Annotated in this window: 26 protein-coding genes; 14 read left to right on the top strand and 12 right to left on the bottom strand. The window is 72.3% G+C overall.

Annotated features, from left to right (window positions below; genetic code table 11):
* Position 1 precedes the first annotated feature (1 nt).
* A complete protein-coding gene (locus ACYVLJ_RS41295) occupies positions 2–1,396 on the bottom strand; it encodes a dihydrolipoyl dehydrogenase family protein (protein ID WP_451974395.1) in 1,395 nt (464 codons plus the stop codon).
* Between the two features lie 140 nt (positions 1,397–1,536).
* On the opposite strand from ACYVLJ_RS41295, the gene ACYVLJ_RS41290 reads away from it, so the two are divergent.
* A complete protein-coding gene (locus ACYVLJ_RS41290; protein ID WP_460442786.1) occupies positions 1,537–1,977 on the top strand; it encodes an Lsr2 dimerization domain-containing protein in 441 nt (146 codons plus the stop codon).
* 19 nt (positions 1,978–1,996) lie between these two features.
* Here the strand turns inward: ACYVLJ_RS41290 and ACYVLJ_RS41285 are convergent, their stop codons facing one another.
* The 5 genes from ACYVLJ_RS41285 to ACYVLJ_RS41265 form a co-directional block, all read right to left on the bottom strand.
* The gene (locus tag ACYVLJ_RS41285) at positions 1,997–2,728 is read right to left on the bottom strand and encodes a lipoate--protein ligase family protein (RefSeq protein WP_451974399.1); all 732 of its coding nucleotides are present in this window, start codon (positions 2,726–2,728) and stop codon (positions 1,997–1,999) included.
* A complete protein-coding gene (locus tag ACYVLJ_RS41280; RefSeq protein ID WP_451974401.1) occupies positions 2,725–4,113 on the bottom strand; it encodes an NAD(P)(+) transhydrogenase (Re/Si-specific) subunit beta in 1,389 nt (462 codons plus the stop codon). The genes ACYVLJ_RS41285 and ACYVLJ_RS41280 overlap by 4 nt, the downstream gene beginning before the upstream one ends.
* Positions 4,110–4,412 (bottom strand): NAD(P) transhydrogenase subunit alpha part 2, encoded by a 303-nt coding sequence (locus tag ACYVLJ_RS41275; protein ID WP_290054394.1) that lies wholly within the window; start codon positions 4,410–4,412, stop codon positions 4,110–4,112. The genes ACYVLJ_RS41280 and ACYVLJ_RS41275 overlap by 4 nt, the downstream gene beginning before the upstream one ends.
* Positions 4,413–4,417: 5 nt before the next feature.
* The gene (locus ACYVLJ_RS41270) at positions 4,418–5,530 is read right to left on the bottom strand and encodes an NAD(P) transhydrogenase subunit alpha (RefSeq protein WP_460442785.1); all 1,113 of its coding nucleotides are present in this window, start codon (positions 5,528–5,530) and stop codon (positions 4,418–4,420) included.
* Positions 5,531–5,743: 213 nt separating this feature from the next.
* Complete coding sequence (locus ACYVLJ_RS41265; protein WP_451974405.1) at positions 5,744–6,397, bottom strand: TetR family transcriptional regulator; 654 nt, start codon at positions 6,395–6,397, stop codon at positions 5,744–5,746.
* 91 nt (positions 6,398–6,488) lie between these two features.
* On the opposite strand from ACYVLJ_RS41265, the gene ACYVLJ_RS41260 reads away from it, so the two are divergent.
* From ACYVLJ_RS41260 to ACYVLJ_RS41235, 6 genes are all read left to right on the top strand, one after another.
* Complete coding sequence (locus tag ACYVLJ_RS41260) at positions 6,489–7,556, top strand: ferredoxin reductase (protein WP_451974407.1); 1,068 nt, start codon at positions 6,489–6,491, stop codon at positions 7,554–7,556.
* A gap of 11 nt (positions 7,557–7,567) precedes the next feature.
* On the top strand, positions 7,568–8,677 hold the full coding sequence (locus ACYVLJ_RS41255) for a fatty acid desaturase family protein (protein ID WP_451974409.1): 1,110 nt from the start codon (positions 7,568–7,570) through the stop codon (positions 8,675–8,677).
* A 7-nt stretch (positions 8,678–8,684) separates the two neighbouring features.
* Entirely contained in the window at positions 8,685–8,885 is a 201-nt protein-coding gene (locus ACYVLJ_RS41250; protein ID WP_451974411.1) for a hypothetical protein, read from the top strand.
* 280 nt (positions 8,886–9,165) lie between these two features.
* Positions 9,166–10,470, top strand: a complete 1,305-nt coding sequence (locus tag ACYVLJ_RS41245; RefSeq protein ID WP_460442784.1) for a sensor histidine kinase — start codon at positions 9,166–9,168, stop codon at positions 10,468–10,470.
* 10 nt (positions 10,471–10,480) lie between these two features.
* Positions 10,481–11,125, top strand: a complete 645-nt coding sequence (locus ACYVLJ_RS41240) for a response regulator transcription factor (RefSeq protein ID WP_451974415.1) — start codon at positions 10,481–10,483, stop codon at positions 11,123–11,125.
* Between the two features lie 43 nt (positions 11,126–11,168).
* On the top strand, positions 11,169–11,579 hold the full coding sequence (locus tag ACYVLJ_RS41235; protein ID WP_410676432.1) for a secondary thiamine-phosphate synthase enzyme YjbQ: 411 nt from the start codon (positions 11,169–11,171) through the stop codon (positions 11,577–11,579).
* On the opposite strand, the gene ACYVLJ_RS41230 is transcribed toward ACYVLJ_RS41235, so the two are convergent.
* Positions 11,517–12,527, bottom strand: coding sequence for a YhgE/Pip domain-containing protein (locus ACYVLJ_RS41230; RefSeq protein ID WP_460442783.1), 1,011 nt, complete (start codon positions 12,525–12,527; stop codon positions 11,517–11,519). The two genes, ACYVLJ_RS41235 and ACYVLJ_RS41230, sit on opposite strands and share 63 nt — an antisense overlap.
* Before the next feature lie 106 nt (positions 12,528–12,633).
* Here ACYVLJ_RS41230 and ACYVLJ_RS41225 point away from each other — a divergent pair, with 106 nt between their 5' ends.
* The 3 genes from ACYVLJ_RS41225 to ACYVLJ_RS41215 all read left to right on the top strand — a co-directional run bounded on the left by ACYVLJ_RS41225 (position 12,634) and on the right by ACYVLJ_RS41215 (position 17,478).
* Positions 12,634–13,329 carry an HAD family hydrolase gene (locus tag ACYVLJ_RS41225; protein ID WP_460442782.1) on the top strand — a complete coding sequence of 232 codons (696 nt, stop codon included), beginning with the start codon at positions 12,634–12,636 and terminating at the stop codon, positions 13,327–13,329.
* Between the two features lie 110 nt (positions 13,330–13,439).
* On the top strand, positions 13,440–15,548 hold the full coding sequence (locus ACYVLJ_RS41220; protein ID WP_460442781.1) for a bifunctional lysylphosphatidylglycerol flippase/synthetase MprF: 2,109 nt from the start codon (positions 13,440–13,442) through the stop codon (positions 15,546–15,548).
* Positions 15,549–15,588: 40 nt separating this feature from the next.
* Entirely contained in the window at positions 15,589–17,478 is a 1,890-nt protein-coding gene (locus ACYVLJ_RS41215) for a P-loop ATPase, Sll1717 family (RefSeq protein ID WP_460442780.1), read from the top strand.
* Here ACYVLJ_RS41215 and ACYVLJ_RS41210 read toward each other — a convergent pair.
* Both ACYVLJ_RS41210 and ACYVLJ_RS41205 read right to left on the bottom strand, forming a co-directional pair.
* The gene (locus ACYVLJ_RS41210) at positions 17,475–18,344 is read right to left on the bottom strand and encodes a hypothetical protein (protein WP_460442779.1); all 870 of its coding nucleotides are present in this window, start codon (positions 18,342–18,344) and stop codon (positions 17,475–17,477) included. The two genes, ACYVLJ_RS41215 and ACYVLJ_RS41210, sit on opposite strands and share 4 nt — an antisense overlap.
* Positions 18,344–20,092, bottom strand: coding sequence for a proline--tRNA ligase (locus tag ACYVLJ_RS41205; protein WP_451974427.1), 1,749 nt, complete (start codon positions 20,090–20,092; stop codon positions 18,344–18,346). The genes ACYVLJ_RS41210 and ACYVLJ_RS41205 overlap by 1 nt, the downstream gene beginning before the upstream one ends.
* Positions 20,093–20,216: 124 nt before the next feature.
* Here ACYVLJ_RS41205 and ACYVLJ_RS41200 point away from each other — a divergent pair, with 124 nt between their 5' ends.
* Both ACYVLJ_RS41200 and ACYVLJ_RS41195 read left to right on the top strand, forming a co-directional pair.
* Positions 20,217–20,561, top strand: a complete 345-nt coding sequence (locus tag ACYVLJ_RS41200) for a VOC family protein (protein WP_451974429.1) — start codon at positions 20,217–20,219, stop codon at positions 20,559–20,561.
* Between the two features lie 10 nt (positions 20,562–20,571).
* Positions 20,572–21,474: a 2-hydroxyacid dehydrogenase gene (locus ACYVLJ_RS41195; RefSeq protein ID WP_460442778.1), complete on the top strand. Its 903-nt coding sequence runs from the start codon at positions 20,572–20,574 to the stop codon at positions 21,472–21,474.
* On the opposite strand, the gene ACYVLJ_RS41190 is transcribed toward ACYVLJ_RS41195, so the two are convergent.
* Positions 21,455–22,420 (bottom strand): GNAT family N-acetyltransferase, encoded by a 966-nt coding sequence (locus tag ACYVLJ_RS41190; RefSeq protein WP_460442777.1) that lies wholly within the window; start codon positions 22,418–22,420, stop codon positions 21,455–21,457. The two genes, ACYVLJ_RS41195 and ACYVLJ_RS41190, sit on opposite strands and share 20 nt — an antisense overlap.
* Before the next feature lie 110 nt (positions 22,421–22,530).
* Between ACYVLJ_RS41190 and yaaA the strand changes: the two genes are divergently transcribed.
* Complete coding sequence (gene yaaA / locus ACYVLJ_RS41185; protein ID WP_460442776.1) at positions 22,531–23,277, top strand: YaaA family protein; 747 nt, start codon at positions 22,531–22,533, stop codon at positions 23,275–23,277.
* A 32-nt stretch (positions 23,278–23,309) separates the two neighbouring features.
* Here the strand turns inward: yaaA and ACYVLJ_RS41180 are convergent, their stop codons facing one another.
* Positions 23,310–24,380 carry an NAD(P)/FAD-dependent oxidoreductase gene (locus tag ACYVLJ_RS41180; RefSeq protein WP_460442775.1) on the bottom strand — a complete coding sequence of 357 codons (1,071 nt, stop codon included), beginning with the start codon at positions 24,378–24,380 and terminating at the stop codon, positions 23,310–23,312.
* Positions 24,381–24,462: 82 nt separating this feature from the next.
* Here ACYVLJ_RS41180 and ACYVLJ_RS41175 point away from each other — a divergent pair, with 82 nt between their 5' ends.
* Positions 24,463–25,017, top strand: a complete 555-nt coding sequence (locus ACYVLJ_RS41175) for a suppressor of fused domain protein (RefSeq protein ID WP_451974439.1) — start codon at positions 24,463–24,465, stop codon at positions 25,015–25,017.
* On the opposite strand, the gene ACYVLJ_RS41170 is transcribed toward ACYVLJ_RS41175, so the two are convergent.
* A complete protein-coding gene (locus ACYVLJ_RS41170) occupies positions 24,987–25,853 on the bottom strand; it encodes a LysR family transcriptional regulator (RefSeq protein ID WP_460442774.1) in 867 nt (288 codons plus the stop codon). The genes ACYVLJ_RS41175 and ACYVLJ_RS41170 overlap by 31 nt on opposite strands.
* Positions 25,854–25,860 lie beyond the last annotated feature (7 nt).

The following is a 25,860-nucleotide window of genomic DNA, read 5'->3' as shown; positions in this document are numbered from 1 at the left end:
CTCAGAGGCCGTACGCCTCCAGCAGCCGCAGCCACACCTCGCTGATCGTCGGGAACGACGGCACCGCGTGCCACAGCCGGTCCAGCGGCACCTCGGCGACGATCGCAATCGTCGCCGAGTGCAGCAGTTCCGAGACGTCCTGGCCGACGAACGTCACACCGAGCAGCACGTTCCGCTCGGTGTCGACGACGATCCGGGCCTTGCCGGTGTAGCCGTCCGCGTGCAGCGACGAGCCCGCCACCGCGATGTCGATGTCGACGACCCGGTCGGCCGAGCCCGGCCGCGCGTCCGCCAGGCCGACGGCCGCGACCTCCGGGTCGGTGAACACCACCTGCGGCACCGCGTGGTGGTCGGCCGTCGCGGTGAAGGGGCTCCACGCCGCCGACGAGACCGGCTTGCCCGCCGCCAGGGCCGCCACCGTGTCACCCGCCGCGCGGGCGCCGTACTTGCCCTGGTGGGTCAGCGGGGCGCGGCCCGTGACGTCACCCGCCGCGTACAGCCAGCCACCGTCCACTGCGGACACCCGGCCGGTGTCGTCCACCTCCAGCGCGCGGCCGGCCTCGACACCGATCGCCTCCAGGCCGAGCCGGGCCGTCGCGGGACGCCGGCCGGTCGCGACCAGGAACTCGTCGACGACCAGCACCTCACCGTCCTTCAGCGTCAGCTCGGTGCCGTCCGAACCCGCCGCGACCCGCTCGACCCCCGACTCCGTGTGCACGTACACACCCGCCTCACGCAGCCCGTGCAGCACGAGGTCGCCGGCGAACGCGGCGGTGCGCGGCAGCGGCCGCTCGCCGGTGATCACCAGGTGGACCTCCGAGCCGAGGGTGGCGAACGCCTGCGCCATCTCGACGCCGACCACGCCGCCGCCGAGGACGCCGAGGCGCCGCGGTGCGGACTCCGCCGACGTCGCCTCCCGCGAACCCCACGGCTTGATCGTGTCGAGGCCGGGGATCGACGGCGTGCTGGGCACGCTGCCGGTGCACACGATCACGGCGTGCCGCGCGGTCAGCACGAGGTCGCCGTCGACGGTCACTTCCCGCTCACCGGTGAGCTCGCCGTGCCCGCGGATCGGCTCGATGCCCACGCCCTTGGCCCAGCCGACCTGCCCCGAGTCGTCGCCCTTGCCGGTGAACCAGTCGCGCCGCGCGAAGACCGCGGCGGGGTCGAGCCGGTCGCCGACCGGCACGCCGGGGATCCGCTTCGCCGCGGCGAGGAGGTTTCCCGGCCGCAGCAACGCCTTGCTCGGGATGCACGCCCAATAGGAGCACTCGCCACCGAAGCGCTCGTGCTCGACGAGGGCGACCTTGAGGCCTCCGCGGGCCGCCCGTTCGGCGGCCACCTCCCCCACCGGACCCGCGCCGATCACCACTACGTCAAAAGTCTGTCCAGACATGGCTTCAGCGCACACCACCACGCGGGATCACGCAAGCCAGCGGTTATCCTCGTCGGGAAGCTGCAAGAAGTCGGCGGCCCCGGGTGCCGTCGGCCCCGGTGCGCGCGCGGTTACCACGTTCGGAGCACGGGAGGTTTGTCGTGGCCAGGAACACGGCGGTGCAGGTACTGGATGATCTGACCGGCGACCCCGCCGGGGAGACCGTCGGGTTCGGGCTGGACGGCATCGACTACGACATCGACCTCTCCTTCGCCAACGCCGAGGCGCTGCGCGAGCTGCTGCAGCGCTACGCCGACGCCGGCCGCCGCACCGGTGGCCGCAAGCGCCGGCCGCGGATCGTCCCGGGCGCCAAGAAGCCACGCGCGAAAGCGGCCCCCAAGACGGCCAAGGCGGTCGCCGGGCGGCGCACGGCGGCCAAGACCGCGAAGACCGAGCCCAAGACGACGACCCGCGCGAAGGCGGTCAAGGCGAAGGCCGAGCCCGCGAAGACGACCCGCACGCGCAAGGCCGCGGAGCCGAAGAAGACCACGCGCGCGACGGCGCGGAAGGTGCCCGGCGTCACGTTCTCCGCGGCCGAGTAAGTCCACAGTAGACAGAGGGTCAGGCGGCGCGCTGGCTGCCGTCGGCGTGCCAAGAGGGGTAGCGGTAGCGCGTGTGCAGCAGCGCCCGCTGCCGCGCCAGCTCGGCCGCGGACGGCGGGCGCGGCACCAGCGTCCCGAGGATCTGCGACGCCGCCGCCCGCACCGCCGCTTCGACCGACGGGAAGCCGGGACGCAGGCCGTGCTCGGCCAGCGACGCCACCGGGCTGCGGTGGGAGTCGAGCGGCCGCGGGTCCGGCGGCGCGCTCGTCAGGTAGCGGCCGACGAGCGACGCCGACGTCTCGACCAGCAGGGTCGAGTGGGCCAGCAGGCCGGTCTTGGTGCGGAACACGGCGAACCCGCAGAGCTTCGCCTCGCCGACGAACAGGCCGCGGTCGCCGATCCGGGGCACCAGCCCGAGCTGGTCGACGGCGGCGCTCATCACCTTGCCGAGCGTCTCCAGCGGCCGGTCCGTGGGCCCCGGCAGCACCAGCGTCACGTTGAGGTTTCCCGGGTCGTGGAACACCGTGCCGCCGCCGCTCGCCCGCCGCAGCACCGGGACGCCGTCGCGCTCGCACTCCGCGACGCGCACCTCGCGCGCGATCCGCTGCCCGCGCCCCACCACGACGCAAACCGGGTTGCGCCAGAGCCACAGCACCGGTGACTCGGGCGCAACCCGGAGGAGTGCTTCGTCGAACGCCAGGTTTTCGGCCGGATCCGTGAACGCGGCACGGACATCCGACCCGGTCGTCATAGCGCTTTGAGTTCCTCCACGATTTCGCCCACCGACGACTTGGCGTCCCCGAAGAGCATGCTGGTCTTCGGATCGTAGAACAGGTCGTTGTCGATGCCGGCGAAGCCGGAGCTCATCCCGCGTTTCAACACGATCACGGACCGGCTCTCGTTGACCTTCAGGATCGGCATCCCGTAGATCGGCGAACTCGGGTCGGTCTGCGCGGCCGGGTTGGTGACGTCGTTCGCGCCGATGACCAGCGCGACGTCGGTCTGGGCGAACTCGGAGTTGATCTCGTCCATCTCCTTGAGCTGCTCGTACGGCACGTCGGCCTCGGCGAGCAGCACGTTCATGTGCCCGGGCATCCGGCCGGCCACCGGGTGGATGGCGTAGGCGACCGTGATGCCCTTCTTCTCCAGCAGCTTCGCCATCTCGCGGACGGTGTGCTGCGCCTGCGCCACCGCCATGCCGTAGCCGGGCACCACGACGACTTTGCTGGCGTACGCCATCTGGATCGCGGTGTCGGCCGCGCTGGTCGAGCGCACCGGGCGCTCTTCCTTCGTGCCGCCACCGCCCGAGACCGCCGGGCCGCCGCCGAAGCCGCCCGCGACGATCGCCGGGATGGACCGGTTCATCGCCTTGGCCATCAGGTTCGTCAGGATCGAACCGGACGCCCCGACGATCATGCCGGCCACGATCAGCGCCGTGTTGTCCAGCGCGAGGCCCATCGCCGCGGCCGAGAGCCCGGTGAACGCGTTGAGCAGCGAAATCACGACCGGCATGTCCGCGCCGCCGATCGGCAGCACGACCGTGAGGCCGAGGATGCCCGCCGCGACGAGCAGCCCGACGATCAGGAAGCCGGAGTCGCCGCCCGCGATGATGATCACCGCGCAGGCGAGCGCGATCAGCAGGAGCAGCGCGTTGACCGGCTGCTGCAGCTTGCCCAGCGTGATCGGGCGGCCGCTGATCAGCTCCTGGAGCTTGCCGAACGCGACGTTCGAACCCCAGAACGAGATCGACCCGATGATCGCCGCGAAGAGCGACGCGATCGCGATGTACGCGGGTTCGTGCGCGTAGCCGTCGGTGGAGTTGAACTCGACCCAGGCGATGAGCGCGACCGCGCCGCCGCCGACGCCGTTGAACAGGGCCACCATCTGCGGCATCGCGGTCATCTTGACCTTGCGCGCGGACGGGACGCCGACCACCGCGCCGATCGCGACGCCGAGGACGATGAGCAGCCAGTTGCCCATGCCCGGGGTGAGCAGGGTGGCGATGACGGCGATGCCCATGCCGACCGCGGCGATCCAGTTGCCGCGGACCGCGGTGCGCGGGCCGGTCAGGCCCATCAGGCCGTAGATGAAGAGGGCGAACGCGATGATGTAGAGGATCGCGACGAAGTCGGTCACTTGTCGTCCTCCTCGGCCGGAGCGGGCTTCTTGCCCTTGAACATCGACAGCATCCGGTCGGTGACCAGGAACCCGCCGACGACGTTGATCGTGCCGAAGGCGATCGCGATCACCAGCAGGATCTTGTTGAAGACGCCGTCGACGCCGAGGCCCAGCACGACCAGGCCGCCCAGCAGCACGATGCCGTGGATGGCGTTCGTGCCGGACATCAGCGGTGTGTGCAGGGTGTTGGGCACCTTGGAAATGACGGCGAAGCCGACGAACCCGGCCAGCACGAGGACGGCGAGGTTCTGCACCAGCGGACTCACGACGCGCTCCCTTCGCGCCCGGCCACGCAGGCACCGGCGACGATCTCGTCTTCGAAGTTCAGCTCCAGCGCGCCTTCCTTCGTCACGAGCAGTTCGAGCAGCTCGGTGACGTTGCGCGCGTACAGCTCGCTGGCGTGCGAAGGCATTTCGGCGGGCAGGTTCAGCGGGGAGGAGATGGTGACGTCGTGCTCCACGACGTCCTCGCCCGGCTTGGTCAGCTCGCAGTTGCCGCCGGTCTCGCCGGCGAGGTCGACGACGACCGACCCCGCGGGCATGCCCTTGACGGCGTCCGCGGTGACGAGCGTCGGCGCCTTGCGGCCCGGCACCAGCGCGGTGGTGATCACGACGTCGAACTTCGTGATCGCCTCGGTGAGCCGCCGCTGCTGCTCTTCGCGCTCCTCCGCGGTCAGCTCGCGGGCGTACCCGCCCTCGCCGACCGCCTCGATGCCGAGGTCGAGGAACTGCGCGCCGAGCGACTTGACCTGCTCGGCGACCTCGGGCCGGACGTCGTAACCGGTCGTCTGCGCGCCGAGCCGCTTCGCCGTGGCGAGCGCCTGCAGGCCCGCGACGCCGGCGCCGAGCACCAGCACCTTGGCCGGCGGGACGGTGCCCGCCGCGGTGGTGAGCATCGGGAAGAAGCGCGGGAGCTTCTGCGCCGCGAGCAGCACGGCGCGGTAGCCGCCGATGCTGGCCTGCGACGACAGCGCGTCCATCGCCTGCGCCCGGGAGATCCGCGGGATCGCCTCCATCGCGAACGCGCGCAAGCCCGCTTCTTCGAGCTTCGCGAGCCCCTCCGGATTGCCGCGCGGGTCGAGGAAGCCGACGAGGACGGCGCCCCGGCTCAGCTTGGCGACCTCTTCCGGCGCGGGTGGGTTCACCTTGACGACGATCGGCGCGCTCCAGGCGTCACCGAGTTCGGCGCCCGCCTGGGTGTACGCGTCGTCACTCAGGTGCGCGCCGGCCCCGGCGCCCGGTTCGACGAGCACGCGCAAACCGCGCTGCGCGAGCCTCCCGACCAGTTTGGGCACCATGGCCACCCGGCGCTCCCCGGGGCGTGACTCGGCCACCACACCCACGGTGAGCTGCTGATGCTGTTCGCTGTCCGCCACACGACCTCCTCATCGGCGAGGCACGATCCGAGGGTTGTACCACGTCGGACCGACACTCCCCAGTGACGTGGGTCGCAAGTCTCGTGGTTGTGCCAGAAGATACGAGCGTCGTGCGGGAAACTGTGAGGACTATTCAGACGTCGGCCGGCGCAAGGTTCCGCCAGGCGCTCCGCCCCCGTGCCGCAGCGCCGGCCTGATCCGAATAGCCCTCATTCAGCGAGTTTTCCAATGGGGGATGCCGAGCAGGATCAGGCGCAGCCGTTTTTCCGCCGTTCCGGTGATTTTCGCGTCTTCACCGGGGCGGGCTTCCAGCAGTTCGACCGTCGTCGTGATCATCACGGAAACGATCAAGTCGGCCAGCATGTGCAGATCTTCGGTGCTCCACGCGCGCAGCGGTGCGAACCGCGCGAGGTCGATCGCCAGATCGCCGGAAAACATCCGGAGTTCGACGGCGATGGACCGCGCGAGCGGGCCGCCGCCGTAGCGCTCGCGCGTCAGGAACCGGAAGTGGTCCTCGTGCGCCCGGACGAACTGGTGGACGGTGGCCACCGAGGCGCTGATCATCCCCTGGTAGGTGTCGGGGTCGGTGCGCGCGGAGCGCATCATGCCGCGCAGCGTGCGCGTCGCCTCTTCGACGAGCGCGATGCCGAGTTCCTCCATCGAGGCGAAGTGCCGGTAGAAGGCCGTCGGCACCAGGCCGGCGCCCTTGGCGACTTCGCGCAGCGAAAGCGTCGCGAAGGGACGGTCGGCCAGCAGCTCGAGGGCCGTGTCCAGCAACGCCTGGCGCGTGCGCTGCTTGCGCTCCTGACGGCTTACCGGCTCCTCCGACACGAGGTCCAGCGTACGGATGTCCACCGCGTTGCTCACGTCACATCCTCCGCGCTCTTCGTTGACAGGCGGTCCACTCCTGCAGTGCACTGTTGAGTGTACAGTCGTTCACTGTAATCGAGGAGGACCGATGACGGCGCTGATCCCCCGGCGGGTGCGCGGCCTCGCCTCGCTGGCCGAGGCGCTGCTGACGCCGCACGGGATGGACCGGTACCTCGAGCTCGTCGACCCGATGCTGGTCCGCCGCGAGATCCGCGGGCTGGTCACGGCGGTGCGCAAGCAGACGCCGGACAGCGTCACCTTCACCGTGCGGCCGAGCCGCGCGTGGCCCGGCTTCACCGCCGGGCAGTACGTCCGCCTGCAGGTCGAGATCGACGGCGTCCGGCGCACGCGCTGCTATTCGCCGTGCGGTTCGCAGTACGACGGCGAACTGGAGTTCACGGTCAAGGAGCAGGGCCTGGTTTCCGGGCACCTGAACCGCGGGCTCGGCACCGGCTCGGTGGTCGGTCTGTCCACTCCGGACGGTACGTTCACCCTGCCCGCCGCCCGGCCGGACCGGCTGCTGCTGATCGCCGGCGGCAGCGGCATCACGCCGGTGCTCGCCATGGCCCGCACCCTGGTCGACGAAGGCCACGCGGGCGAGATCGTGTTCGTGCAGTACTCGAACGGGCCGGCCGACGCGCTCTACCGCACCGAACTGGCCGAGCTCGCCGCCCGGCACCCCGGGCTGCGGGTCGTGCACGCCTACACCCACACCCAGGGCGGGGACCTGCGCGGCTTCTTCTCGCCGGAGCACCTCGCGCAGGTCGCGCCCTGGTTCCGCGACGCGGAGGCGTTCGTCTGCGGCCCGAAGCCGCTCATGGACGCCGTTCGCGAGGAGTTGGGTGAACGCGTGCACACCGAGGAGTTCACGCCACCGGCGTTGACCTTCGACACGTCGGCCGCGGAAGGCCAGGTGCGCTTCAAGCGCAGCGGGCGCGAGTGCGCCAACTCGGGGAAGCCGTTGCTGGAGCAGGCCGAAGAAGCGGGCCTTTCGCCGGAGCACGGCTGCCGGATGGGTATCTGCTTCTCCTGCACCCAGCTCAAGACCGCCGGGCGCGTCCGCAACGCGAAGACGGGCGAGATCTCCGGCGAAGAAGACGAAGAAATCCAGCTCTGCATCTCCGTCCCGGTCGGGGACGTCGAGATCGACGCGTAGGGAGAACCGCCATGACCGGTCTGCAGGACCGCCTGACCCCGGAACAGGTCGAGGAGTTCGGCCGCGAGCTCGACGCGCTGCGGCAGCGGATCGTCGACGACCTGGGCCAGGAGGACGTCGACTACATCCACAACGTCATCAAGACGCAACGCGGCCTGGAGGTCGCCGGACGGGCGCTGCTGTTCGCCGGGTTCTTCCCGCCCGCGTGGCTCGCCGGCGTCGGCGCGCTTTCGGTGGCCAAGATCCTCGACAACATGGAGATCGGCCACAACGTCATGCACGGCCAGTACGACTGGACGCGCGACCCGGCGCTGAGCTCGCAGCGCTTCGAGTGGGACACGGTGGCGCCGGCGGAGAACTGGCGGCATTCGCACAACTACATCCACCACACGTACACGAACATCGTCGACAAGGACCGCGACGTCGGCTACGGCATCCTGCGGATGGACACCGCCCAGAAGTGGCACCCGTACTACCTGGGCAACCCGGTGTACGCGACGCTGCTGGCGCTGTTCTTCCAGTGGGGCGTGATGCTGCACGACCTCGAGGTCGAGAACGTCGTCAAGGGCGAGCGGACCTGGGCCGAGAACGTGCCGGTGCTGCGGCGGATCGTCCGGAAGGCGTCGCGGCAGATCGGCAAGGACTACGTGCTGTTCCCGCTGCTGACCGGCCCGCTGGCGCCGCTGACGTTCCTCGGCAACGCGACGGCGAACCTGACCCGCAACCTGTGGGCGTTCGCGATCATCTTCTGCGGCCACTTCCCCGCCGACGTCGAAAGCTTCACCGAGGAGGAGACGGCCTCGGAATCGCGCGGGCAGTGGTACCTGCGCCAGATCCTCGGCTCGGCGAACATTTCGGGCGGCCCGCTGTTCCACATCATGAGCGGGAACCTGTCCCACCAGATCGAGCACCACCTGTTCCCGGACATCCCGGCGCGCCGCTACCCGCAGATCGCCGGCGAGGTGCGCGCGATCTGCGAGAAGTACGGCCTGCCGTACCACACCGGCCCGCTGCGCAAGCAGCTCTGGTCGGTGGCGAAGAAGATCGTGAAGCTGGCTCTCCCGCAGACTTCGCCGTCGCCGACTACCGTGGAACCCGACCGGCAGCTCCGAGCAGCGTGAGGGTGACATGGTGGGCCAGTTCGAACGAGACAAGGACACCTTGCAAGTGATCACCGAATCGGCCGCGACCCACGTGGGCAACATCGCCTCGATCATCACGGGCGCGATCCGCGACATCGCCCGCGAAACGGGCGACTGGCTGACCGACGTCATCGAGATGCGCGAAGCCGCGCAGAAGGCCCGGGAGGACGACCCGGACCACGTCTGAACCCAGTGTTCGCGAAGGCCGCGTCGAGAGTCCCTCGACGTGGCCTTCGCGGCTTTCGGGGAGCGGAATTGTCGGTGGTCGCCGGTAGCGTGGAAAACGGGGGCGCCCCCAGCGGGCACTCGGCGACGCGGGGCCTGAGCGAGGCCGGGCCGCTCGGCGAAGCCGCCCCGGCAGGCCCAGGCAGCTCGGCGAAGCCGCCCCCGGCGGGACCGGGCGGCCCAGCGAAGCCGGGCAACCTTCCCAAAGCAGCTTCCCGGGGCCGCGGTAGGGGGAAAACCGGATGGGCAGCCCGCCCAGCCCAGGCGAGACTGGGCAGGTGACCGGCTACGACCTGCCCCGCCCCCACCCGCTGCGGCGGGTGTTCGGGCCGCTGGCCTCTCGGGACTTCCGGGCCGAATACCTCTGGCTGTGCCTCTCCGCGCCCCTGACGCTGTTCGCCCTCGTCACCTTCCTCACCGTGGTCGCCCTCGGCCTCTGGCTGACGCCGATCCTCCTCGGGTTTCTCGTGCTCGCCGGGGCGCTGCTGTACGCACGTGGCCTCGGTGCCGTCCACCGGCGGCTCGCGCGGGCGCTGCTCGGCGTGAGCGTGCCCGCTCCGCGGCGGCCCGAGCTGAAGCCCGGGCTGTGGGCGTGGGTCAAGGCGCGCGTCGGCGATCCGGCCGGCTGGCGCACCGCCGGCTACCTGCTGCTGCGCCTGCCGCTGACCCTCGTCGCGCTGTTCACCATGGTCGTCGCGACGGTCTACGGCGTCGCCGCCACCAGCTACGCCTTCCTGTGGTTCCCGCTCGGCGAAGAGCGGATGCCCGCCTTCGACATCCACGCCGACGGCTGGCCGGGTGCGCTCGCCTGGTCGGCGTCGGGGCTGCTGGTGCTGGTGGCGCTCCCGTGGGTGACGCACGCCTTCGCCGCGCTCGACCGGCTGCTCGTCGTCGGCCTGCTCGGTACGCGCGTGCTCTCCGAACGCGTCCGCGACCTGGAGGCGAGCCGGGCGACGGCGGTCGAAGACGCGGCCCTGCGGCTGCGGCGCATCGAGCGTGACCTGCACGACGGCGCGCAGGCCCAGCTCGTCGCCCTCGCCATGAAACTCGGCCTGGCCAAGGACGAGCTGGCGGACGTCGACCTCCCCCAGGTGAAGGCGCTGGTCAACGCCGCGCACGCCCACGCGAAGCAGGCCCTGACCGAGCTGCGCGACCTCGCCCGCGGCATCCACCCCGCGGCCCTGGACGCCGGTCTCGACGTGGCCCTCTCCACGCTCGTCGCGACGTCGGGGATCGACGCGCGGGTGACCGTCGCGCTGCCGCGGCGCCCGCCGCCGTCGCTGGAGACGATCGTCTACTTCAGCGCCGCCGAGCTGCTCACCAACGCCGCGAAGCACGGCGGGACGACGCTGGTCGAGCTCACCGAGGAGCGCGACGTCCTGTGGCTGCGGGTCCGCGACAGCGGCCGGGGTGGCGCGCGGATCGTGCCGGGTGGCGGCCTCGCCGGGGTCGCCGAGCGGCTGCGGACGGTCGACGGCGAACTGGCCGTCGCCAGTCCCGCGGGCGGGCCCACCGAAGTGACCGCGCGAGTGCCCTTGCCCGGATAAGCTCCCGCGCATGCGGATCGTCATCGCGGAGGACTCGACCATCCTGCGCCAGGGTCTCGTCGAGCTGCTGACCTTCCGCGGCCACGAGGTCGTCGCCGCGGTGAAGGACGCGGACGCGCTGCGGACGGCCGTCGCGGACACCGCCCCCGATGTGTCTATTGTGGACATCCGGATGCCGCCGACGCACACCGACGAGGGCCTGCGGGCGGCGATCGCGCTGCGCCACGAGGTGCCGGGCCGCGCGATCCTGCTGTTCTCCCAGTACGTCGAGACGAAGTACGCGGCCCAGCTGCTCGCCGACCGCGCGGGCGGCGTCGGGTACCTGCTCAAGGACCGCGTCGCCGAGGTGTCGGACTTCCTCGACGCGCTGCGCCGGGTCTCGGACGGGGAAACGGTGCTCGACCCCGAGGTCGTCAGCCAGCTGTTCTCGGCGACGCGCAAGACCGACGCGCTCGGCGGGCTCACCCCGCGCGAACGCGAAGTCCTCGGCCTGATGGCGGAAGGCCGGTCGAACTCGGCGATCGCGGCGAAGCTGTTCCTCTCGGCCGGCTCGGTCGAGAAGTACGTGACGTCGATCTTCGGCAAGCTCGGCCTGCCACCGTCCGAAGGGGACAACCGCCGGGTGCTGGCGGTGTTGCGCTACCTGGAGTCCTGAGCCGGAAGCCCGAGGGAGCCCGTCCCTCCCTAGGCTGGGGCGTATGTACTCCACCGAGATCGAGGTCCGCACCGGCTCCGAAGCCGTCGTCCACGACCTCACCCACGAGGCCGAAGCGTTCCTGCGCGACGCCGACGCGGCGGACGGCCTGCTGCACGTCTGGGTCCCGCACGCCACCGCCGGGCTGGCGGTCCTGGAGACCGGCGCGGGCAGCGACGAGGACCTGCTGACCGCGCTCGACGAGCTGCTCCCCCGCGACGGCCGCTGGCGGCACCGGCACGGGAGCCCGGGTCACGGCCGTGACCACGTGCTTCCCGCGCTGGTGCCGCCCTACGCGACGATCCCGGTGCTCGGCGGCGTCCTGGCGCTGGGCACCTGGCAGTCGATCTGCCTAGTGGACACCAACCTCGACAACCCGGTCCGCAAGGTGCGGTTCAGCCTCCTGGCGGGCTGACCGGCCCGGCCAGAGGGCCAGGAGCAGCCCCGCGGCGAGCAGGCCGCCGAGCACCCAGACGCCGGTCTTGACGTCGGGCGCGCCCGGCACGCCCTGGAGCAGGCTGCGCAGGCCTTCGGCGGAGAAGCGGAACGGCGTCCACGACCACAGCAGCGTGCGGTAGGCCGGGTTCAGCAGCTCCGGGACCTGCCCGGCGACCGCGGGCGCGACCAGGTAGAGCGGGCCGAGGACGGCCATCGCGCGCAGCCCGAGCAGGCGCAGCAGCCCGGCCTGCAGGGCCGCGAACGCGGTTGCGGCGAGGAAGACGAACCCGAGCACTCGGGCGTTCAGCGGCAGTGTGGCGTCCCAGAGCGCGAAGAACCCGGCGACGACCGCCGTGACGAGCACGCCCACCCCGACGACCTGCGCGAGCCGGGCGCCGGCGCCGGCCGTGCGGCCGGATCGCTTGGCCAGCTGCGTCAGCGCGAGACCGCCGGCGAGCGCGCCGATCCAGGCCAGCGCGGACGCGGCCAGCGGCGCGGTCCGGCCGGCGAGGCTCACCGGGTGCAGCACCTCCTGCTTCGGCGCACCACCCAGGGCGGCCGCGCCCGCGGTCAGCGCCTGCTGCGCGACCTGGGTACCGGCCGGGTTGACCGCGCCGGACGTCACGACCGTCGCGGGCGAACCGAGTTCGAGCACGCCGTAGACCTTCTTGTCCTCCAGCAGCTGCCGCGCGCCGGCGGGGTCGGTGACGGTCCAGGCGAGCTGGCCGCCGCCGTGCCCGGCGAGCTGGTGCGCGACGCCCTGCAGGGGCCCCGGCGGCGCGGCGACGGCGACCGGGACGCCGTCGGGCGCGACGGTGGCCTGCGCACCGAAGGTGAGGAACCCGAGCACCACGGCCACCAGCGCGCCGACCACGGCGGCGACCAGGGCGAGCGCCCCGGCGGGGCGCCGGACGGGACTGGTCATGACAAGCCTCCAGTAATTCGTCACTTGTTGAATTGCAGCTCACGGTACGGCGCGTTCACCAAGAAGTCAACACGTGTTGAATAGCGCTCCCGGTAGCCTCGAAGCCGTGACGAAGACACGGCTGGTGCTCTGGGACATCGACCACACGCTGGTGGACTTCGCCGGGCTCGGCGCTTCCTGGTACTCGGCGGCGTTCACCGCCGCGACCGGCGCTACCCTGCGGGTCGACCCGGTGTTCGGCGGCCGCACGGAGCTGGCGACCACGACCGAGCTGCTCACCTCGAACGGCATCGAGGCCGGCCGGGAGACGATCGAGGCGATGTTCGCCGCGCTCGTCGCCGAGTCCGAACGCGCGGTCGACCGGTTCCCGACCGAAGCCCGGGTGCTGCCCGGCGCGGCCGAGGCGCTGCTCGCGTTCGCCGGGTACGGCGAGGTCGTCCAGACGCTCGTCACCGGCAACCTGCCGGAGATCTCGCGGCACAAGCTCGCCGCGTTCGACCTGCTGGAGCACCTCGACCTCGAGATCGGCGGGTACGGCGCGCTGTCGGTGCACCGCCCCGACCTGGTGCCGCACGCCGTCGGCCTCGCCGCCGCCAAGCACAGCGCGTCGTTCGAGGGCGCCGACGTCGTCGTCATCGGCGACACCCCGAACGACGTCGAGGCCGCGCTGCACCACGGCGCCGTCTCGATCGCGGTGGCGACCGGCCTCTACTCCGCCGACGTGCTGCGGGAGGCGGGCGCGCACATCGTGCTGCCGGACCTGGCCGACACGGACGCCGTCCGGAGCGCCGTCCTCGGCTGAGCGTGGTCCTCCAGAGGGGGATGACCCTCAATCGAAAGGCGGACTCCCCTAGGGGATAAGTCCGTCCTTCGCCTGATGTCCGCGGCGGGCGGAGTCGACATGCTTTTCGCATGACCGAAACAGCGTCGGCGGCCGTGGCCGCCGGAGGGGGACGCATCCGGGGCACGCTCGCCGTACTCAGGCGACGGCTGCCCTTCACCAGCGGCGTCGTGCTCGCGATGCTCGTGCTGGCCGTCGCGACCGGGGCGGTGTGGAACGCCGCCGAGGACCGCGCGGCCTACCCGTTCGTCGCCTACGGGCTGCCGTCGCTGGAGACGGGCCGGTGGTGGACCATGCTCACCGGGCCGTTCTTCGCCGTCATCCCCTGGTACTACCTCCCGATGGTCGGCAGCTTCGCGCTCTTCGCCGGCTTCGCCGAGTGGCAGCTGGGCACCCGGCGGGCGATGGTCGTGACCATCGGCGGCCAGTTCGTCTCGGTGCTCGCCGCGACGCAGTTCCTCGCGCTGTGCCGCAACTCCGGCTGGCTGTGGGCCGAACGCATGGCGGGCAGCCTCGACGTCGGGTTCTCCGGCGGCGCGCTCGCCGCGGTCGCGGTCGCCAGCGCGACGCTGCGGCCGCCGTGGGCGCTGCGGCTGCGGGCCGGGCTGTGCGTGTACGCCGGGGTCGCGATCGTCTACGTCGGCACGCTCGCCGACCTGGTGCACTTCTTCGCGCTGCTGCTGGCGATCCCGCTCGGCAACCGGCTCGTCGGCTCGCGGCGGGTGCCGTCGGCGGGGCCGAACCTGCGGGAGTGGCGGCTGCTGACCGTCGCGGGCCTGCTGCTGCTCACCATCGCCGAGATCGTGATGTTCCTGGTGCCCGGCGAAGGCCCGTTCGGCTCCACGGAAGGGGTCTCGCTGTCGGCGCCGGAGCTGGCGGTGCTGGTGCTGGTCGTCGTGCCGATGATCAACGGGCTGCGCAAGGGCGGCCGCGTCGCCTGGCGCTGGGCGGCCGGGCTGTCGGCGTTCGTCACGCTGCAAGGGCTCGCGGCGGCCACGGTCTACGGGCTGGCCGACCTCTTCGGGGCTGACTACGACCCCACCGGCCTGCCGTTGTTCTTCGTGGACAATCTCTTGTGGACGGTCCTGCTGGGCGTCCTGATCGCCGCGCGCCACGCCTTCCGCGTGCCTTCGCGGCGCCGGCTGCGGCGGCACGCCCAGGGCCCGGGCGCGGCACTGGCCCGCACGCTGCTCGGGCGCCACGGCGGCAGCACGCTGTCGTGGATGACGACCTGGCCGCGCAACACGTACTTCGTCCGCGCGGACGGCCGGTCCTACCTCGCCTACCGCCGGCACGCGGGCGTCGCGGTCGCGTTGGGCGACCCGATCGCCCCGGACGGCACGGCGGCGGCCACGGTCACCGAGTTCACCACGATGTGCGAGAACACCGGCCTGGTGCCGTGCGTGTTCTCGGCGACCGAAGCGACCGTCGCGGCGACCCGCGAGCAGGGCTGGCAGCACGTCCAGGTGGCCGAGGACAACGTGCTCGACCTGGAAGGACTGGAGTTCCGCGGCAAGGCGTGGCAGGACGTCCGCTCGGCGCTGAACAAGGCCGCCAAGCAGGGCATCGACTTCCGGCTGGTCCGCTTGGCCGACCAGCCGGAACCCATCCTCGCCCAGGTCCGCGCGCTGTCGGAGGAGTGGATGTCCGGCAAGGGCATGCCGGAGATGGGTTTCACCCTCGGCGGCCTCGACGAGGCGATGGACCCGGCGACGCGCGTCGGCCTGGCGGTGGACGCGGAGGGCACGGTCCACGGCGTCACGTCGTGGCTCCCGGTCCACACGGGCGCGGGCAAGGTGGGCGGCTGGACCCTGGACGTGATGCGCCGCAGCGCCCACGGCTTCCGCCCGGTGATGGAGTTCCTGATCGCGTCGGCGTGCGTGCAGTTCCGCGCGGAGGGCGCGAGGTTCGTCTCGCTGTCGGGCGCACCGCTGGCCCGCAGCGCGTCACCGGCGGGCACGGTGGACCGCGCACTGGAGTCACTGGGCCGGGTCATGGAGCCGTACTACGGCTTCCGGTCACTGCACGCGTTCAAGGCGAAGTTCCAGCCACGGCGGGTACCGCTGTACCTGGCCTACCGCGACGAAGCCGACCTGCCGCGGATCGGGCTGGCGCTGAGCCGGGCGTACCTGCCGGACGTCCGCCTGCGGGAGCTGGCGAAGCTGGCCCGGAAGCGGTGACCCGAGCGGTACCCTGAGCCACGGACCGAGGGAGGCGGACGTGGCCGAGGGGACCGTTGGGCGACTGTACTTCGGCCGCGACGACGCCGAGCACGACTTCGCGGACGGGCTGCTTCGCGAAGGGTTCCTGGTCACCAAGGCCTTCGAAGAGGTGTCGGCCGGGCACAAGAACCTCGTCATCGGGCGCAAGGGCACGGGCAAGAGCGCCATCTGCATGCAGCTCACCGCGGACGACGGCACGTGCCTGATCACGCCGGACGACGCCGCCGGCGAGGAGCTCCGCCGCTTCGAGCTGCAGGGCCTCACCGGGGCGACCGCGAAGTCGTTGATCTGGCGGTACGTCTTCGCGGTGCAAGCGGCCCGTCACCTCGTCGCCCACGCGCGGCGCGGGCACCGCCGCCGGTCCGCGAAGCCGGTCCGCGCGCTACGCCGGTTCTTGAAGAAGAACGGCGAGCTCGCCGACGTGAGCTTCTACGACCGGATCCTCCGGGGCGGCCAGGGCCTGCAGGCGTCGCTCTCGCTGGAGGCGTTCGGGGTCAAGGCGAGCGTCGACCACAAGAACGGGGCATCGGAGGGAGCTCGCGCCTCGAAGCAGCTCGAGGTGCTCGAATCCGGTGTCGCACGGGGCTTCCGGGCGCTCGGCTGTGCGGACCACGCCCCGCTGCTCGTTCTCGTCGACCAGCTGGAGCAGGTCTGGTCGAGCGATCGCGACAGCGACGACCTGGTGGTCGGGTTGCTGCTGGCGAGCAAGCGCGTCACCCAGGTCTACGGCGGCGCCGTGCGCTGCGTGCTGTTCCTGCGCTCGGACATCTACGACGCGCTCCAGTTCGACGACGCCGACAAGTTCCACAGCGACGAGCTGCGCCTCGACTGGACCCCGGAGAAGCTCGGCGAAGTCGCCTTGCTGCGAGCCCGGGCCTCCCTCGGCCGTTCGCTGACCCGCGACGAACTCTGGGGCGAGGTCTTCCCGGCGCGGATCGGGCACGAGCCGACCGATGCCTACCTCTTCTCGCGCACGCTGCCACGCCCGCGCGACGCGATCCAGTTCCTCAACCTCTGCCGCGACGCCGCGCACGACCACGGCGCGGACCGGATCACGGAGCCGGACGTGCGGGGCGCGACCTTGCGGTTCTCCCAGTGGAAGCTGCTGGACCTCGCCAAGGAGTACCTGGTCACCATCCCGTTCCTCGACCGGCTGTTCGTGCTGTTCCAGAACACGGGGTACGTGGTCATGCGCGGCGCGGTGGCCACGCGGCTGGAGCCGTTCGCCGAGGCGCTGCACAGCCAGTTCCCGAACTACGCGGGCGTCCTGACCGCGGACGGCGTCGTCGACGTCCTCTACCGCGTCGGGTTCCTCGGCGTGCTCCGCGAAACCGGCGTGTCCTACTCCGGGTCGGGGCAGCTCCCCCTGCAGCCGCAGGAGAACGAGTTCCACATCCACCCCTGCTTCCGGCCGGCGCTCAGCGTCGACCAGCCGGCGGCGCTGACGCCGTTCCCGGTAGCGGCCCAGCAGAGCCGGATCGCCATCGGCCCCGACAACATCGGAGTGGCCCAGCAGATCGCCACCGCGGACACGTTCGTCGTCGCGCCGCGTGACTTCCAGCTCCTCGACCTGCTGATCGACACCTGCCAGCGGCTCCTGCGCACGCTCGCGCGGTCGCCGTTGCCCGGCGGAGCCCACAGCCAGCTTTCGGACCAGCTGTCCGACCTCGTCGCACGGACGGTCGCGCTGCGGTCCCACCCCGGCATGGACGATTCGGTTGCGTACGTGTCGAAGGCCGCGACCTACCTCGACGAGCTGGCCCGGCAGCTCATCGAGTCCGGACTCGGCGGTTCCCGCGACGACGGGATCGTCCGCTCGCTCCGCGTCGCGGCACAAGGGCTGCACCGGCGAATCGGCGGCGACTACACCCGGTACGACCCTTCCTAGCGGTAGGTGGTCGGCGGCGGGGTGGTCGTGCTCCGGTCCGCCGCCGGCACGAACCGGTAGCTCCGCACGATCCGCACCAGGTCCTCGCGGATCGACGCTCCGCCGCGGTCGCTGTCGGCGTACGCCACCACTACGCCCGACGCCCCCGAGCCGTTCCCGAAGGCCATTGCCGCGACCAGCGCGTGCTTCGCGGTGCACTCCCCCGTGCCCGTCGGGGCGACCTCGGCGACCACGAACCGGGCTGGGACCTTCGTGCCGTCGGCCTTGGTGAGCGGGGCTTCCGCGCCCGGGTCCACCTGGGCTGTCCCGCCGTACGCGGCCGCCGCCAGGTCCGTTGCGACCTTGCGCGCCGCCGCGTCCGGGTCCGGCTCCGGCGAGGTCGTGACGCCCGCGCCGCCCAGGTCGTCCTCGCCGCAGAAGTTCTTGCCCAGGAACGCGCTCGTGACCAGCCGGATCGACGGCTGGTCCCAGCCGTGCAGCGTGGTCGGGGCCGGTTCCCAGTTCGGCGGGACGTCGTAGGCGTACGACCCGTCACGAGCCGCGACCGGATGCCAGCCGGCGACCGCAGCGGGCACCGCGACCCGCGGCGACGGGGTCGCCACCAGCGGCGAACGCGGCGCGGGCGTCGGCGACGCCTGGTGCGTCTTGCCGACGCCCAGCGCGTTCAGCACGCCCGCGATCAGCGCGATGAGGGCGAGCCCGAGCCACGGCGCCCGCCGCCACTTCGGCGGCTTCGCGACCGGGCGGATCCGCTTCGGCTGTGCGCGCGGGGCGTCCGCGGGTTCGTAGCCGCCGAACCCGCGGAGCGCCGCGTTGTCCTCGTACCCCGGCGTCGGGTTGTCGGACCGCCGGGAGAACCGCCCCATCAGGAGCGGACGAGCTTGACCAGGTGCTCGACGACGGCGTCGACCGCGATCTCCTCGCGCTCGCCGGAGCGCCGGTCCTTGACCTCGACGACGCCGTTGGCCAGGCCGCGCCCGACCACCAGGATGGTCGGCACGCCGACCAGCTCGGCGTCGGCGAACTTGACGCCCGGGGTCGCCTTGCGGTCGTCGAGGATGACCTCGATGCCGGCCGCGTCCAGCTCGGCGGCGATCTTCTCGGCGCCGGCCGCGACCGCCTCGTCCTTGCCCGCGATGACGATGTGCACGTCGAACGGCGACACCTCGCGCGGCCAGATGAGGCCGAGGTCGTCGTGGTTCTGCTCGGCGAGCACGCCGACCAGCCGCGAGACGCCGACGCCGTAGGAGCCCATCGTGATGCGGATCGGCTTCGAGTCGGGGCCGAGGGCGTCGACCTCGAACGCGTCGGTGTACTTGCGGCCGAGCTGGAAGATGTGCCCGATCTCGATGCCGCGGGCGGCGACCAGGGTGCCGTGGCCGTCCGGCGACGCGTCGCCCTCACGGACCTCGGCGGCCTCGATCGTGCCGTCCGGGGTGAAGTCGCGGCCGGCCAGCAGGTCGACGACGTGGTGGTCGACCTTGTCGGCCCCGGTGACCCAGGCGGTGCCGGGCACGATCCGGGGGTCGGCGAGGTAGCGCACGCCGTTGTCCTGCAGCGCCTTCGGGCCGATGTAGCCCTTGACCAGGAACGGGTTCTTGGCGAAGTCGGCCTCGTCGAGCAGGGCGACCTCGGCGGGCTCCAGCGACGCTTCGAGGCGCTTCATGTCCACTTCGCGGTCGCCCGGGACGGCCACGCAGACCAGCTCCCACTCCGACGCGCCCGGCCGGCGCGTCTTGAGCATGACGTTCTTCAGCGTGTCCGCGGCGGTGAACGTGCGGCCGAGGTTCGCGCCGTTGAGGAAGGTGACCAGCGACTCGATGGTCGGCGTGTTCGGCGTGTGGTGCACCTGCGCCTCGGGACGGCCCTCGATCGGCTGCGCGGGGGGCGCGGGCGTGACCACGGCTTCGACGTTCGCCGCGTAGCCCGACTCGGTGCTGCGGACGTAGGTGTCCTCGCCCGTCTCGGCGACGGCGAGGAACTCCTCGGACGCCGAGCCGCCCATCGCGCCCGACGTCGCCTTGACGACGACGTACTCGAGGCCGAGGCGGTCGAAGAGCTTGACGTAGGCGTCGCGGTGGGCCTGGTAGGAGCGCGCCAGGCCCTCGTCGTCGAGGTCGAAGGAGTAGGAGTCCTTCATGACGAACTCGCGGCCGCGCAGGATGCCGGCGCGGGGGCGCGCCTCGTCGCGGTACTTCGTCTGGATCTGGTACAGCGTGACCGGGTAGTCGCGGTACGAGCTGTACTCGCCCTTCACGGTGAGCGCGAAGAGCTCCTCGTGCGTCGGGCCGAGCAGGTAGTCGGCACCCTTGCGGTCCTTGAGGCGGAAGAGCGCGTCGCCGTACTCGGTCCAGCGGCCGGTGGCCTCGTAGGGCTCCTTCGGCAGCAGCGCGGGGAACTGGATCTCCTGCGCGCCGATGGCGTTCATCTCGTCGCGCACGACGTTCTCGATGCGCCGCAGCACCCGCAGGCCCAGCGGCAGCCAGGAGTACCCGCCCGGGGCGACCCGGCGGACGTAGCCGGCGCGTACCAGGAGCCGGTGGCTCGGTACCTCGGCGTCCGCCGGATCCTCGCGCAACGTGCGAAGGAACAACGACGAAGTCCTGGTGATCACTGCGGGGCTCCCTGCTCCGGGCGGGTGTGAAAGTACCGCTCAGGGTAGTCAACCCCCCGGCCGTGACTCCAACGGGTTACGCGGGCTCCGGTTTTCGTCGGTGGTGGCCGCTAGCTTCGGGGGCATGGCGATCCACATGGGCATGATCACGATCGACTGCGCCGACCCGCGCGGTCTGGCGGAGTTCTGGACGGCCGCGCTCGGCACGACGGTCGCCCAGGACCACGGAGGGGAGTTCCTGGTGCTGGCGCCGCCCGAGGGCGGGCTGCCGCTCGGGTTGCAACGGGTCCCGGAGCCCCGGGCCGGGAAGAACAGAGTCCACGTCGACTTCGGCGGGGACGACCGCGCAGCGGAGGTGAAACGCCTGGTGGAGCTGGGCGCGCGGGAGGTCGCGGAGCACTCCGTGCCGGGCCTGGCGTGGACGGTGCTGACGGATCCGGAAGGGAACGAGTTCTGCGTCTCCGGGTAGAAAGGCGGGCATGAGCGCTCGGGTACTGCTGCCTTGGACCGACATCGAAGTGCCGGAAGGGGTCGAGGCCGCGTACTACGACGGCGTCTCGTCGCCGCCCGGCGATCTGGGCGAGGTCGAGTTCTACGTGCTGCCCTACGACCGCGGGCCCGAACCGCCGAAGCTGATCCGGGAGCTGCCGTCGTTGCGCGTGGTGCAGTCGCTGTCGGCGGGCGTCGAGACGCTCGTGCCGCTGCTGCCCGAGGGCGTGCGGCTGGCGAACGGGCGCGGGCTCCACGACCTGAGCGTCGCCGAGCACGCGCTCGCGCTGATCCACGCGGCGCAGCGCGACCTGCCGCGCTGGTTCGCGCAGCAGGCTCGCGGCGAGTGGGTGCGCGAGCACACGCGGTCGCTGGCCGACAGCCGGGCGCTGCTGGTCGGCCACGGCTCGATCGGCCGGGCGATCGAGCGCCAGCTGCTCGCCGCCGAGGCCGTGGTGACGCGGGTGGCGAGCCGGGCGCGGCCCGAGGACCACGTCCACGCCGTCGCCGAGCTGCCCGGGCTGCTGCCGGAAGCCGACATCGTGGTCCTGGTCCTCCCGGACACGCCCGCGACACACGGCCTGCTCGACGCGAAGGCCCTGGCCGCGTTGCCCGACGACGCGCTGGTGGTGAACGTCGGGCGCGGCACGGCGATCGACACGGACGCCCTGGTGGCGGAGACCGGCACCGGCCGGCTGCGCGCGGCTCTCGACGTCGTGGACCCGGAACCCCTGCCGTCCGACCATCCACTGTGGACGATTCCCGGCGTGGTGCTGACCCCGCACGTCGCGGGCGGGTCGGCGTCGTTCTACCCGCGCGCGAAGAAGCTGGCGGCGGAGCAGCTCAAGCGGTACGTGAACGGAGAGGAGCTGGTCAACCTCGTGGACCTTTGAGCACGTGGACGTGCCACTCGTCTTCGACGCGGTATCCGCAGCGCTCGTAGACCCCGAGCGCGCGGTGCGCGTTGTCGACGTCGACGTTCAGCGCCGAGCGCTCGAAGCCGGCTGCCTTCGCGGCCAGCAAGGTGTGGCCCAGCAACCCTGACGCGACACCGCGTCCGCGCAGGGCCGCGCGCGTGCCCACCCAGCTGGCGTAGTGCTCGCGAATGCCCGTCACCTCGGCGTCGGTCGCGTAGAAGTGGCTCAGCACGAACGCGAGCACCTTGTCGCCGTCGAGCACCAGGTACGAGAGGTCCGGGCGGAAGTCCTTCGCGCCGGTGACCAGGTGGCGCCAGGCGTCCGGTTCGTAGACGGTGCTGCCCCAGTGGTCGCCGAAGGTGTCGTTGCGGGCGTCGAGCGCGGCCAGGTCGTACTCGAAGTCGAACGGCACGGCCACGAAGCCGGCCGGCAGCGGGGGCTGCGGTGGCAGGTCGGCGAGACCGACGCGCATGGTCACCATCGTCCGCACGTGCTCGTAGCCCGCACCGGCGAGGACGCCGGCGATCCAGCGCTCGTTCTCGTGGTGGCCGTGGTGCACCTCGAGCGGCGCGGCCGGGAAGGCGCGCTCGTGGACCTCGCGGCTGGTGCGCGCGAACCACTCGACCAGGTGCGCGCCGACGGCGTCGGTGCGGTGGTCCGGGTGCACGGCCGACTGGACCCGGACCATGTGGACCGGGTTCGCGGCGTCGCGCCGGCGGACCAGGCCGTAGCCGGCGAGCTCGTCGCCCGCCCAGGCGCCGGTGGTGGCCCGGGCCAGGTCGACGTTGGGCGCTTCGAGCTCCTCGCGGAGGTCTTCCGCGCTCAGGTGCTCCCCCGTCCGGTCGACCTCCTCGGCGGCGGCGTACAGCCGGGCGAGCGCGGGGACGTCGTCGAGGCTCAACGGGCGCCAGGTCAGGTCCATGCCGGGAGGCTAGGCCGGGCGACGGCGTCCGCGCACCCCGATTTGCCGGGCGGGCGGTCCGGGCGCGGCTGTGGTCGGACCGGCGAAAACCGGCGCAGTACGCTCGGTCCGTGCTCGTGCTGCTCCCTCCTTCCGAAACCAAGGCCGACGGCGGCCGCGGCGGTCCGCTGGACCTCGACGCGCTGTCGTTCCCCGAGCTGAACCCGGCGCGCGCGAAGCTCGCCGACGCGCTCGTCGAGCTGGCCCGCGACGTCCCGGCCAGCATCGCGGCCCTGGGCATCACCGAGCGCCAGACCGGCGAGGTCACCCGCAACGCGCAGCTGTGGACATCGCCGACGATGCCGGCCCTGCGCCGCTACACCGGCGTGCTGTACGACGCGCTCGACGTGAAGAGCTTCACCCGCGCGGGCCTGGCGAAGGCCCACCGGCGGCTGGCGGTGACGTCGTCGCTGTTCGGCGTGGTGTCGGCGACCGACCCGATCCCCGCGTACCGGCTTTCGGGCGGGAACTCGCTGCCGTCGATCGGGACGGTCCGCGGGCTGTGGAAGCCGGTCCTCGAGCTGGTGCTGCAGCAGGTCGAGGGCCTGGTCGTGGACCTGCGCTCGGGCACGTACTCGGCGTTCGCGAAGCTGCGCCCGGACGCGGTGACGGTCCGCGTGGTGACGGAGGGCGCGAGCGGCGAGCGCGTGACGGTCAGCCACTTCAACAAGGCGTACAAGGGCCGCCTGGCGCACGTGCTGGCGGACACCCGCGCCGAACCGTCCACTGTGGACCAATTGGCGAAGGTGATCCGGCGGGCGGGCCTGGTGGTCGAGCGCACGGGCGAGCACGCCCTGGACCTGATCACCGAGGGCTGACGGGTCCTGCGACGGCCCGTGGGGCAGACCGGTCAGAACCGGTCCGGGGCGAACGCGGTCAGGTCGAAGCCCGGATCCTCCCCCAGGGCGATCGACGCGACCAGCTTGCCGGCGAACGGCGCGTTCGTCAGCCCGCCCGCGCCGAAGCCCGTCGCCACCGTCAGGCCCGGGCGCAGCGCGCCGAGCACCGGCAAGCCGTCCGGGGTGCCCGGGCGGAAGCCGACGCGGGTCTCCGCCAGCGTCGCGTTCGCCAAGCCGGGCGCGACCGTCAGCGCGTTGTCCAGCACCTCGCGCTGGCCGGCCGCCGTCACGCGGTAGTCGAAGCCGGCGTCCGCCTCGCGCGTCGCGCCCGCCACCACGCGGCCGCCGCCGAACGCCAGGAGGTAGTGGCTGGTGCGCGGGAGCACCACCGGCCACACCGCGGTATCCGTGTCCGGCAGGTCGAAGTGGCTGATCTGGCCGCGGTGCGGCGTCACCGGCAGGTCGATCCCGAGCGGTGCCAGCAGGTCCCGGCTCCACGCGCCGGCGGCGACCACGACGCTGTCGGCTTCCAACGGGCCGGCTTCACCCGCGACCGTCCCGTCGGCCCGGAACGCGATCTCGCCTTCGACGAACTTCGCGCCCTTGCGCTCGGCGTCCTGCAGCAGGGCGCGGCGCAGCTCGTGCCCGTCGACCCGGCCCGCGCCGGAAAGGTGCACCGCGCCCAGCCCGGGCGCCAGCGCCGGGAACAGTTCGCGGGCCTGGGCCGGGTCGAGCCGGCGGACCTCGCCGATCTCCGGCGCGTCCGCCGCGCGCCCGGCCAGCCGTTCTTCCGCTTCGGTCAGTTCGGCGTCGTCGGCCGAAACGATCATGCCGCCGACGATCTCGAACGACGAGCCCCCGAGCTCCGCCGTGAACTCGCGGTAGTAGCGGCCCGCGGCCGAGGCGAGCGGGTACACCGCGTCTTCCCAGCGCGACGTCCACGGGCTGACGATCCCGGCACCGGCCTCGGTGGCCGTCCCCGGTCGGGCCGCGTCCGCCACGACCACTTCCGCGCCCCGGCCCGCCAGGTGCCAGGCCGTCGCCGCGCCGCCGATTCCGCTTCCGATCACGAGGACTCGCATACCCCCACCCTGCCCGAAACTGCCGCGCCGGGGCCAACGGGATGCGCCGCGCGTTCGGCCGGCCGGTCGTATGCTGCGCGCCATGCCGAGCCGTGCCGAGCGGTATGTCGCCCATCTCGACACCCTGACCGGGAACGCCGAACCCCGGCTGCAGCCGATCCCGTCGACCCACGCCGGCCTCGACGACGTCGTCGCGTTCGTCTACGCCGACGAGCCGGAGCCGCGCTACCTCACCGGAGCGACGTACGGGCTTTCGCTGGCCGACCACCCCGACTGGCACGGCGTGAAACCGGAGCTGTGGATCAGCGTCCGGTCCGACGACCCGGTGTGGGCGCTCGCCATCGGCTACCTCGCCGAGCAGCTGCGCGGCACCTGCCCGTTCGTCTACGGCGACACCATCGACTTCGGCGAGCCGATCGCCCCGGAGTCCAAGATGACCGCGTTCGCCGTTTCGGCGCCCGCGAGCCTCGACGCGCACCAGTACACGCTGATCGACATCGGCGGCGCGCCGATCAGCATCGCCGGCTGCTACCCGGTGCACGACACCGAGCGGCGCTACATCCGCGAGCACGGCATCGACGCGTTCTGGCAGCTGGACTGGGACCTCTACGACGTCCGGCGCCCGCCGGTCGTCTGATACGCGTCCGCCGCCAGCCGCACGAACGACCGGACCAGCGGGCCGGCGTCCTTCCAGGCGACGACCACCGGGTTCGGCGCGAGGTCGGTGAGCGGCACGACTTCCAGTTCGCCGGGCGGGCGGTGGCCGAGCGGCATCAGCCCGACCGTGCCGTTCCAGAGCACGGCCTGCAGGCACTCCTGGACGGCGCGCACCACCGGGCCTTCGCGCGGTTCGCCGCCGTGCCAGTACGCCTGCCAGGCCGGGTCGGTGCCGTCCGGGAACCGGAACCAGCGCCGCGCGGCCAGGTCGGCGAGCTCCAGGTGGTCGCGCGCGGCGAGCGGGTCGTCGGCGCGCAGCACCGCGCCCACCGGGTCGGCGCGCAGCCGGTGCACGGTCAGGCCGGTCTCGTCGAACGGCCCGCGGGTCAGCGCGACGTCGACCAGCCCGGCCCGCAGCCCGCACGTGGGGTCGGTCAGGTCCGTGTCGCGGACGCGGACCTCGACGTCCGGGTGCTTGCGGCGGTAGGCGTCGGCGAGCCGCACCGCGCCCGGATCCGCGCCGTCGCCGAGGATCCCGACGGTGATCGTCGCGGCCCCGGCCGCGGCGGCCACCCGCACGCGCGCCTGGTCGGCCTGGTCGAGCAGCGCCCGCGCCTCCTCCAGCAACGCCGCCCCGGCCGGGGTCAGCGCGACACCCGCCGCGGACCGCACGAGCAGCACGGCGCCGACGTCGGCCTCCAGCTGCTTGACCGCCCGGCTCAGCGGCGGCTGGCTCATGTGCAGCCGCGCGGCGGCCCGGCCGAAGTGACGTTCTTCGGCGACGGCCACGAAGTACCGCAGCGTGCGCAGCTCCATGACCCGC

The sequence above is a fragment of the Amycolatopsis stemonae genome, assembly GCF_054781455.1.
The sequence above is the reverse complement of the archived record's forward strand: the minus strand, read 5'-3'. Positions and strand labels throughout refer to the sequence as shown.